This window comes from Sulfuritalea sp., assembly GCF_017302275.1.
In the GTDB taxonomy this organism is placed as follows: Bacteria; Pseudomonadota; Gammaproteobacteria; order Burkholderiales; family Rhodocyclaceae; genus Sulfuritalea.
Map to the genome: position 1 here is coordinate 1 of NZ_JAFLDR010000069.1, position 10,252 is coordinate 10,252.

The 10,252-nt window shown below is 64.9% G+C and carries 8 protein-coding genes; 7 read left to right on the plus strand and 1 reads right to left on the minus strand.

From position 1 onward, the window contains the following. Positions 1–430 precede the first annotated feature (430 nt). Positions 431–1,249 carry a hypothetical protein gene (locus J0M27_RS20645; protein WP_294996408.1) on the minus strand — a complete coding sequence of 273 codons (819 nt, stop codon included), beginning with the start codon at positions 1,247–1,249 and terminating at the stop codon, positions 431–433. Between the two features lie 83 nt (positions 1,250–1,332). On the opposite strand from J0M27_RS20645, the gene ilvD reads away from it, so the two are divergent. From ilvD to J0M27_RS20680, 7 genes are all read left to right on the plus strand, one after another. Continuing rightward, positions 1,333–3,189, plus strand: coding sequence for a dihydroxy-acid dehydratase (gene ilvD, locus J0M27_RS20650; RefSeq protein ID WP_294996411.1), 1,857 nt, complete (start codon positions 1,333–1,335; stop codon positions 3,187–3,189). 157 nt (positions 3,190–3,346) lie between these two features. Beyond that, on the plus strand, positions 3,347–5,731 hold the full coding sequence (locus J0M27_RS20655) for a serine/threonine protein kinase (RefSeq protein ID WP_294996414.1): 2,385 nt from the start codon (positions 3,347–3,349) through the stop codon (positions 5,729–5,731). Between the two features lie 234 nt (positions 5,732–5,965). After that, the gene (locus tag J0M27_RS20660; RefSeq protein WP_294996417.1) at positions 5,966–7,579 is read left to right on the plus strand and encodes a tetrathionate reductase family octaheme c-type cytochrome; all 1,614 of its coding nucleotides are present in this window, start codon (positions 5,966–5,968) and stop codon (positions 7,577–7,579) included. A 10-nt stretch (positions 7,580–7,589) separates the two neighbouring features. Continuing rightward, positions 7,590–8,186: a cytochrome b/b6 domain-containing protein gene (locus J0M27_RS20665; RefSeq protein WP_294996420.1), complete on the plus strand. Its 597-nt coding sequence runs from the start codon at positions 7,590–7,592 to the stop codon at positions 8,184–8,186. A gap of 24 nt (positions 8,187–8,210) precedes the next feature. Further along, positions 8,211–8,597, plus strand: a complete 387-nt coding sequence (locus tag J0M27_RS20670; RefSeq protein WP_294996422.1) for a cytochrome c — start codon at positions 8,211–8,213, stop codon at positions 8,595–8,597. An 82-nt stretch (positions 8,598–8,679) separates the two neighbouring features. Then, positions 8,680–9,921, plus strand: coding sequence for a YeeE/YedE thiosulfate transporter family protein (locus J0M27_RS20675; protein WP_294996424.1), 1,242 nt, complete (start codon positions 8,680–8,682; stop codon positions 9,919–9,921). A 12-nt stretch (positions 9,922–9,933) separates the two neighbouring features. Then, positions 9,934–10,252 (plus strand): rhodanese-like domain-containing protein (locus tag J0M27_RS20680; protein ID WP_294996426.1); only part of this gene is annotated, 319 nt, incomplete at its 3' end.

Genomic DNA, 10,252 nt, shown 5'->3' on the forward strand with positions numbered 1-10,252 from the left:
CCCGCGAGCAGCATCCGGCCTGCCTTCAATCGCTTCTTTGTTGCGTCGCTTAACCGCTTTTGTGCCATGACAACATTCTCCAATATCACCATTGGAGATACAACGTTTCAGATGATCAAAAGTTGTCATGTTTTACGGAAATATCAATAGTGGCGCCTGCGGCGTATCAGAAACCTACGTCTCTTAAGCAGACGGAGTCATGCTCTTATGGCTTGCCAACCACCGTCAGCTTCGGCCGAGAGTACTCATCAATCGCGACCTACCCAGCCGCAGCAGCACTCCGCATGGCTGACCGCCAACCCCTCGAACGCTGAACGGCCCGTCAGGGTCGGCGGCGATCGTTCGCGGCAGTTTGGCGCAGTGAGCGGAGCAAGCCGGTGGGCCGGCCGATCAAAAGTCGGCGCTCGCGATACGGCGCCCGAGGGGCAAATCAGCGGGCGCCGAGGAACCAGTCGAGCGCGCCTTCGACGTTCTGGCCGCGGCGATGGAAGCCGCCGTGGTCACCGCCGGAGTCTTCGCTCAGGTCGGCCGTTGCGCCCTTGTCCCGCAGCCACTGCTGGCTGCGGCGCATCGCCGGACAACCGTCGCGCCCGGGATTGGGGTCGCCGCCGCCGCAGTACAGCCACCACCGTGTTCCGGCATAGGGCGAGGCACCGAAGCGGCCGTGCTCGATCTCGCGGTTCATGGGGAAGTCGGCGGACATGCCTCCGGAATTGGCGACGACGTTGCGGAACAGCGGGCGCGGCGTGCGGCTGTCCATCGCCACCAGCGCGTAGAGGTTGGCCGCGCCGCGCGAGAACCCGTGCAGCAGGGTGTGCTCCGGGCGGGCGCCGGCAGCCACCATGAGACCTTCGAGTTCGCGCCGCATCTCGGGCGGTGCGTAATAGTCGGCCATCTGCTGCCCGCCGCCGAACCACCATTGCAGCGCGATGATGCCGAGCTGGCGTTTCCGCGCGAAAGGCTGCCACAGCGCGATCTCGTCGTGGGCCCAACTGCCGCTGCCGTGCAGGGTGACGATCCATCCGGCGGGCGGCCCCGGCGGGCGCCAGACCAGCGCGAAGCTGCGGCCGTCGCGCGTGCGCTCGACATGCGCGCCGAGGCGCTGGGCCTCGGGCATGCGGCGCGAGTTGGCCGCGGCGCGGGCCAGGAGTTCGTCGCCATCGCGGGCAGGCATCCCCGGTCCCTGGGCAAAAACCGGAATCGCGAGAATGGCAATCAGGAACGGCGCGAGAGGCAGGAGCGGGCGCATGGCGGACAAGCCTCCCAGGGGGATTCGGCTAGAATTTGCGATTCTAGCGCGGCACGGCCGCGCCCCTTGCAGGAGTTCCTCCCATGCCTGACTACCGTTCCCGCACTTCCACCCACGGCCGCAACATGGCCGGCGCCCGCGCGCTTTGGCGCGCCACCGGCATGACGGACAAGGATTTCGGCAAGCCGATCATCGCCGTGGTGAACTCCTTCACCCAGTTCGTGCCGGGCCATGTCCACCTCAAGGACCTCGGCCAGCTCGTGGCGCGCGAAATCGAGGCGGCCGGCGGCGTGGCCAAGGAATTCAACACCATCGCGGTGGACGACGGCATCGCCATGGGCCATGGCGGCATGCTGTATTCGCTGCCCTCGCGCGAGCTGATCGCCGACTCGGTCGAATACATGGTCAATGCCCACTGCGCCGACGCCATGGTGTGCATTTCCAACTGCGACAAGATCACGCCGGGCATGCTGATGGCCAGCCTGCGGCTCAACATTCCGACCGTATTCGTCTCCGGCGGACCGATGGAAGCCGGCAAGGTCAAGTGGCACGGCGAGTACCGCATGGTGGACCTGATCGACGCGATGATCGAGGCCGGCGACAGCAAGAACAGCGACGCGGACGTGGCATCGATGGAACGTTCCGCCTGCCCGACCTGCGGTTCCTGCTCGGGGATGTTTACCGCCAATTCGATGAATTGCCTGACCGAGGCGCTGGGCCTCTCGCTGCCCGGCAACGGCTCCTTGCTGGCGACCCATGCCGACCGCGAAATGCTGTTCCGCAAGGCCGGCCGCGTCGTCGTCGATCTCTGCCGGCGCTGGTACGGGCAGGACGACGCCTCGGTGCTGCCGCGCTCGATCGCCAGCTTCGCTGCGTTCGAAAACGCGATCGCGCTCGACATCGCCATGGGCGGTTCGACCAATACCGTGCTGCACCTGCTGGCCGCGGCGCAGGAGGGGAAGGTCAATTTCACCCTGGCCGACATCGACCGCATGTCGCGCAAGGTGCCCTGCCTGGCCAAGGTGGCGCCGGCGACGCAGAAGTACCACATGGAGGATGTGCATCGGGCGGGGGGCATCATGGCCATCCTCGGCGAACTCGATCGCGCCGGACTGATCAACCGCGACTGCCCGACGGTCTTGTATCCGAGCATGGGCGAGGCGCTCGATCGCTGCGACGTCAAGCGCAACCACACGCCCGCCGTGCATGAGTACTACCGCGCGGCGCCGGGCGGCGTGCCGACCCAGGTGGCGTTTTCGCAGAAGCGCCGCTATCCGACGCTGGACCTCGACCGCGCCAACGGCTGTATCCGCGACCGGGCCCACGCCTATTCGCAGGACGGCGGGCTGGCCGTGCTGTTCGGCAACATCGCCGAGAAGGGCTGCGTGGTCAAGACCGCCGGCGTCGATGAGTCGAACCTCCGCTTCACCGGCCGCGCCCGCGTTTGCCAGTCGCAGGAAGAGGCGGTCGAGAAAATCCTTGGCGACCAGATCGTCGCCGGGGACATCGTGATCGTGGTCTATGAAGGGCCGAAGGGCGGACCGGGCATGCAGGAAATGCTCTACCCGACCTCGTATTTGAAATCGAAGGGCCTCGGCAAGGTCTGCGCGCTCCTGACCGACGGCCGCTTTTCCGGCGGCACCTCCGGCCTGTCGATCGGCCACGCCTCGCCCGAAGCGGCCGCCGGCGGCGCCATCGGCCTGGTGGAGGAAGGCGACACGATCGAGATCGACATTCCGAACCGCCGCATCCACCTCGCCGTCGAAGAGTCGGCGCTGGCGGCACGGCGTGCCGCGATGGAAGCGCGCGGCCCAGGTGAACAGGGCGCCTGGAAGCCCCTCGGCCGCCAGCGCGAAGTCTCGTCGGCGCTGAAGGCCTATGCGGCGATGACCACTTCGGCGGACACCGGCGCCGTGCGGGACATCGCGCAACTTTCCTGAGCGGACATCGCGCCGCGCCGCAGGCGGCGGGGTCGATGCGGCAGCGCCGTCGGCGCGAGTCGGGCCGTGAGCCCCTGCGCGATCCACTATAGAATCGGACCGCCAGCCGCCGGGATCGATGACCCCCGCGCATGCCCCGGGAGCGACAGCGCTGCACATGAAGATCGGCCGATTCGACATCGTCAGGGAACTTGGCCGGGGCGCGCAGAACGTCGTCTACCTGGCACGCGATCCGCAACTGCTGCGCGAGGTCGCGATCAAGACGTTGCACTTCACGCGCCCGGATCCCGAGCAGAACCAGACCCTGCTTGCCGAGGCCAGGGCGATCAGCCAGTTGCGCCATCCGAATCTGGTGCCGGTGTTCGAAGCCGGCGAGGAAGGCGGCGACCTTTACCTGGTCTTTGAATACGTAGCCGGCAAGACGCTGGAAAAATCCATCCGTGAAGCCGGCAAGCTGACCGCCAGCAAAGCCGCCAGCATCGTCGGCCAGGTCCTGGACGCGATCGCGGAAGCCCACCGGCATGGCATCGTGCACCGCGACCTGAAACCGAGCAACATCCTGGTCGACGACCAGGGCCGGCCGCGGGTGATGGACTTCGGGATTGCCGCCGAGGTGGCGGCCAAGGAGGATGGGCAGGCGGGATACACCGGCACCCCGTCCTACATGGCGCCCGAATACATCATGGAGCGCAGGATCGGACCGCAGGCCGATGTGTTTGCCGCCGGACTGGTGCTGTTCGAAATGATCTATGGCCGCCGCGCGGTTGCCGGCCGCGACGTTTATCAGGTGATGTTCCGCCTGGCCAACGAGGACATCGAAATTCCGCGCGACGGCGATGCCGACGTCGACGACCGCATCGCCACCATCCTGCACACCGCCACGGCGCGCGATCCGGATGCCCGCTATCCCTCCGCCGAAGCGTTTCGCCAGGCGATCGACGGCTTCCTCAATCCGGAAGTGCAGGACAAGGACGGTTCGACAAGCGGCACCCTCGATTTCCTGCTGCGCCGGATGCGCCACAAGAGCGATTTCCCCGCCTTGTCGGAATCGGTCAGCGCGATCAATCGCATCGCCCAGTCCGATCGCGACAGCATCCAGAAATTGTCGGGTGCGATCCTGCGCGACTTCGCGCTGACCAACAAGCTGCTCAAGCTGGTCAATTCGGCCTACTTTCGTTCGGCCGGCGCCGGCAACATCAGCACGGTGTCGCGCGCGATCCTGGTGCTGGGTTTCGATGCCGTGCGCAACCTGGCGATCACGGTGCTCATGTTCGAGCACCTGCAAAATACGTCGGCGAAGCAGCATCTGATGGAGGAGTTCATCCAGTCGAACTTCGCCGCGCTGATGGCGCGCGACCTCGGCAAGAAGCTCGGCGCGCACGATGCCGAACAATCCTTCATCTGCGGCCTGTTCCATTCCCTCGGCCGCATCCTCAGCCAGTTCTATTTTCCGGAGGAATCCGCCGCAGTCCGTCGCGAGATGCAGCAAAAGCAGCTCACGGAACAGCAGGCGTCGGCCCTGGTCCTCGGCATCTCCTTCGAGGAACTGGGGATCGGCACCGCACGGACCTGGGGCTTTCCCACACTCATCGTGCGCAGCATGCATCACATGGAAAGCGGCCCGATATCCCGGCCGCACACCCTCGAAGACAAGATGCGGGTGATTGCCCAGGCAGCGAACGAGATCTGTGACGTGATCGCGGGAAAGCACCCCGGCGACCAGAAGAAAGCCATGGCCAAGCTGATCGCCCGCTTCGGCGAACATGTCGGCATCAACGAGGCGGAAGTCCAGAAACTGGTGGGGCGCTGCCATGGCGAACTGAACGAATTCGCCCGGGTGGTGCGGATCAATCTTGGCCAGACGGCGTTCGGCAGGCAGGTCAAGGCGATATCCGGCCAGGGCATGGCCAGCCCCGAGAAAGAGGGCGAATCCGAAGCCTCGACGACAACCCTGGGCGCAACGATCCTCGGGGCTGCCGTGGTCACCGCGGCAATGCCCCAGGCCGGCGGTGATGGCGCGGAGGAAGTCGATGGCCAGTCGATCCTCGCCGCCGGCATCCAGGACATCAGCAACACCCTCGTCGAGGATTTCAAGCTCAACGACATCCTGCGCATCATCCTCGAAACCATGTATCGCGCCATGCGCTTCCAGCGCGTCCTGCTCTGTGTCAGGGATGCCAAGACCAACACCATGGCCGGTCGCTTCGGCTTCGGCCCGGACGCCAACGAGGTCCTCAAGACCTTCCGTTTCCCGCTGAAGGGCCCACCCGACGTTTTTCTCGCGGCGCTGGGCAAGGGCGTCGATGTCCTGATCAGCAACGTCGACGACGACCAGATCAAGGCCCGAATTCCGGAATGGCATCGCCGTACCGTAACGGCGAAAACATTCGTCCTGCTGCCCCTGACGATCAAGAACAACCCGGTCGCCCTGATCTACGCGGATCGCGAAAACGCCGGCGACATCATGATCCCGGAACGGGAGCTTTCGCTGCTGCGGACCCTGCGCAACCAGGCCGTGCTGGCTATCAAGCAGTCGGCCTGAGCGGCCCTCGGCTTGCCGCTCGCCTGGCAGTGCCTGGTGCCACGGCCCGGATACCGGCAGAAAGGCCGAAGCACCACCTCAACGCGCTGATTATTATCGGATAATCGGCCGAGAACCACGATCCTGGCGACCATGAAAAGATCGTCGCGTCCTTGACCTTGGTCAAAACCGCATCGGTATATCAGAAGATAATTATTGTACTGTTCGGGTTTCCTCAATTTTTGGGAAGGTGTCATGAAAACCGCAATTACCCACGCCGCGTTGCTGTTGTGTTGCGCCGGCTGGCTGGCCGCCACTGGCCATGCGCTGGCTGAGGAGGCCAAGCCGGAGCCCAAGCCGCTCAAGCTCACGACCACCGCCGACCACGCCAAATTCAAGCAACTGCAGAAGACCTTCGACTCCGGTCCCGAGGTCACCAAGGCCTGCCTCGAATGCCACACCGAGGCCGCCGGCCAGATCCACCGCACCAAGCACTGGAAATGGGAGTTCCTCAATCCCGAGACCAAGCAGACCCTGGGCAAGAAGACGGTGCTGAACAATTTCTGCATCTCGATCGCCTCCAATTACGCCTCCTGTACTTCCTGCCACGTCGGCTACGGCTGGAAGGACGCCAACTTCGATTTCGCCAAGCAGGAAAACGTTGATTGCCTGGCCTGCCACGACACCACCGGCAACTACAAGAAGCCGCCCGGCTTCGCCGGCAATCCGGTGACCAAGGACACGGAATACCCGCCCGGCTCCGGCAAGATCATCAAGGGCATCGACCTGTCGAAGATCGCGCAGAAGGTCGGCAAGTCGAGTCGCGACACCTGCGGCGCCTGCCACTTCAACGGCGGCGGCGGCGACGGCGTCAAGCACGGCGACATGGACAGTTCGCTGGCCGCGCCGACCAAGGACGTCGATGTGCACATGGATGCCGAGGGCCTGGACTTCACCTGCGGCACCTGCCACAAGACATCGAGCCACGATGTCGCCGGCAGCCGCTACACACCGACCGCCAAGGACGACAAGGGCGTGCAGGTGCGCGGCAAGGCCGGTAGCGGCAACCCGGCCACCTGCGTTGCCTGCCACGACAACGCGCCGCACAAGAAGGAAGCCCGGCTCAACCACCACGCGACCAAGATTGCCTGCCAGACCTGCCACATCCCGACCTATGCGCGCGGCGGCGTCGCCACCAAGCTGACCTGGGACTGGTCCACCGCCGGCAAGCGCGACAAGGACGGCAAGCACATCGTGCTCAAGGATGCCAAGGGCCGCATCACCTACGAATCGCGCAAGGGCGACTTCACCCTGGCCGAGAACGTCAAGCCCGAGTACGCCTGGTTCAACGGCAACGTGCAATACACCCTGCTCACCGACAAGATCGAGAAGACCGAGCAGCGCACGCCGATCAACAGGATGGGCGGCAGCCCGGCCGACGGCAAGTCGATGATCTGGCCGATGAAGGTGTTCCGCGGCTCGCAGCCCTACGACCCGGTGAACAAGACCCTGATCACGCCGCACACCGCCGGCAACGACGATACCGGTTACTGGAAGAACCTCGACTGGGACAAGGCCATCGCCACCGGCATGAAGGATTCGGGCGCGCCGTGGTCCGGCAAGGTCGACTTCATCAAGACCGAGATGTCCTGGCCGATCACGCACATGGTCGCGCCCAAGGAAAAGGCCATGGGCTGCGTCGAATGCCACGCCCGGGACGGGCGCCTCACCGGCATCCAGGGCGTGTATCTGCCCGCGCGCGACAACAACAAGCTGGTCGACACCGCCGGTTGGGCCATCGTCCTGCTGACCCTGCTCGGCGTCATCGGTCACGGCGCCCTGCGCATCGTCACCGCCCGCAAGCATTAAGGAGCTGAAAATGTCCGAACGAATCTATGTCTTCAAGCGCTTCGAACGCTTCTGGCACTGGTCGCAGGCGGCGCTGATCATCTTCCTGATGCTCACCGCCTTCGACATCCACGGCACCTACACCATCTTCGGCTTCGAGAAGGCGGTGGCCTACCACACCACGGCGGCGTGGACGCTGATCGGCCTGTGGGTGTTCGCCATCTTCTGGCACTTCACCACCGGCGAATGGAAGCAATACATCCCGACCACCGAGAAGGTGGTGGCGATGATGAAGTACTACCTGGTGGGCATTTTCAAGGACGCGCCGCACCCGTTCAAGCTGACCACGCTGCGCAAGCACAACCCGCTGCAGCGCCTGGCCTACCTGTTCATCCTGCTCTGCGTCGGGCCGCTGCTGTGGGTCACCGGCGGGCTCTACCTGTTCTACGACAAGTGGGCCGCCTGGGGCCTGGGCGGGCTGTCGCTGGAATGGGTCGCGCTCGGCCACACCATCGGCGCCTTCATGATGCTGGCCTTCCTCATCGCCCACGTCTATCTCACCACCGCCGGCCACACGCCCCTGGCGCACATCAAGGCCATGATCACCGGCTGGGAAGAAGTCGATTAACAACCACCACAAACGGAGACACGCATGAAACTCGTCAAGACCCTCGCCGCCGGCGCCATCCTCTCTGTCATCGCCGCCTCGGCCTCCGCCTATGACGCCGACTGGAAGCGCGGTCGCGTCTACTACCGCAGCGTGTGCACCTCATGCCACGCGGTGGCGCCCATCGGCTCGATCAACCCGAGCACCAAGACCAAGGCCGAATGGGCCGCCTACATCAAGGCCGACAAGCATGCCAAGGGCAAGGACACGGTCAAGCAGTACGTCAGCAAGGCCTATCGCGCCAGCATCAAGTCGGGCAACAAGGCGGCCGAAAAGTTCGCCGACACGCCGGACCAGGAATTGCTCGACGACGTCGCGGCCTTCCTCAACAAAGGCGCCAAGGACGGCGACGCCCCGGCAAGTTGCAGCTAATCCACAGAGATGGCTGACGCAGGCGCGTCGCCTTTCGGGCGACGCGCCTGCGTGTTCGCGCAAGGGATACAAGGAGTAAGCGATGAGCGATAGCGATTCCACCTGGCTGACCGGCTTCAAGGCCGATTACCAGGCCATCTTCGTCGAGGAGTGGTCGCCCTTCGTCGGCGCCATGCTGCTGGTGCTGACCATAATCGGCCTGATGCTCTCGGGCCTGGTCTGGGGCGTGTTTGGCGGCGTCAAGTTCTGGGGCGACTGGTTCAACAACCTGATCGGCCTCGGCCCCGTGCTCGGCATTCCGCAGCAGACCGAAGGCTTCCTGATGCACCGCATGTCGCTGATGAACATCATGCTGGTCATCGGCGCTTTTTCCGCCGCACTGCTGTCACGCCAGTTCAGCCCGAACCGGCCGCCCCCGCTGGAATACGTCTGGGCCGCGTCCGGCGGCAGCCTGCTCGGCATCGGCGCGGCGCTGGCCGGCGGCTGCACAACGGGCGGCTTCTTCAACCCGGTGTTGCATTCCTCCCCGGCCGGCTGGGCGATGTGGGCCGGGCTCTTGGCCGGCGCCGCGATCGGCTTGAAGCTGTTGCTATGGACGCTGGACCACATCGAATGGGGCATGCAGGCGCCACCGGCGCTCGACGTGCCCGAAGGCCTGCGCAGCAACTTCCCCTGGCTCGGCCTCGCCGTGATCGTCGGTGTGCTGCTGTGGGCCACGCAATGGTACGGCTCCAGCGACGAAAAGCTGGTAGCGCGCGCCGTGATCGTCGTCGCGGGCTTTGCCATCGGCTTCATCATGCACCGCTCGCGCCTGTGCTTCGCGCGCGCCTTCCGCGAGCCCTTCATGACCGCCGAGGGCGACATGACCAAGGCGGTGATCCTGGCGCTGGCCATCGGCATCCCGATCGCCGCCCTGCTGTTCCAGAAGAAGGTGCTCGACCCCTACCTGGCCATCCCGCCGGCCTTCTGGATCGGCTCGCTGGTAGGCGGCCTGATCTTCGGCATCGGCATGGTCTTCGCCGGCGGCTGCGCCTCGGGTTCGCTGTGGCGCATGGGCGAAGGCCACCTCAAGCTGTGGGTGACGATGTTCTTCTTCGCCTGGATGGGATCGATCGCCAGCGCGGTGTTCAAGAAGCTGGGCCTCACCACCATCGATGAGACCAATGTCGAGACCTGGGAGATGACCAAGATCGGTTTCCAGGCCTACCTGCCCGAGATGTGGGGCAGTTGGGGCTGGACGCTGCTTGCCGGTGGCGCCCTGCTGCTGCTCTGGTATGCGCTGGTGCGCTACAACGAATCCACCGAAAAATTCACTCTTCTATAAAAGGAGATCATGATGAGAGCGAGAAAGATCACGTTGCTGGTTGCGGTCGCGGCGGCACTCGGCGTCACCCCGCTGGTGTATCCGACACCGTCCTTCGCCGCCGACGCGGCGGCGATCCAGCCCAGGGACGGCTGGTACGCCAAGGCGCTGGTCGACTACGACTTCGTCAGGCAGCAAGTCAGCATCCCGCCGAAGAAGGGCGTCGTGATCATCGACTCGCGCCCCGCCGCGCGCCAGTACGATCCCGGCCACATTCCCGGCGCGATCAACATCCCCGACAGCCAGTTCGACAAGCTGGCCGACAAGCTGCCCGCCGACAAGGCGACGCTGC

Coding starts and splice junctions, on each gene's coding strand:
- J0M27_RS20645 (WP_294996408.1), bottom strand. CDS start 1,249: ATGCGCCCGCTCCTGCCTCTCGCGCCGTTCCTGATTGCCATTCTCGCG.
- ilvD (WP_294996411.1), top strand. CDS start 1,333: ATGCCTGACTACCGTTCCCGCACTTCCACCCACGGCCGCAACATGGCC.
- J0M27_RS20655 (WP_294996414.1), top strand. CDS start 3,347: ATGAAGATCGGCCGATTCGACATCGTCAGGGAACTTGGCCGGGGCGCG.
- J0M27_RS20660 (WP_294996417.1), top strand. CDS start 5,966: ATGAAAACCGCAATTACCCACGCCGCGTTGCTGTTGTGTTGCGCCGGC.
- J0M27_RS20665 (WP_294996420.1), top strand. CDS start 7,590: ATGTCCGAACGAATCTATGTCTTCAAGCGCTTCGAACGCTTCTGGCAC.
- J0M27_RS20670 (WP_294996422.1), top strand. CDS start 8,211: ATGAAACTCGTCAAGACCCTCGCCGCCGGCGCCATCCTCTCTGTCATC.
- J0M27_RS20675 (WP_294996424.1), top strand. CDS start 8,680: ATGAGCGATAGCGATTCCACCTGGCTGACCGGCTTCAAGGCCGATTAC.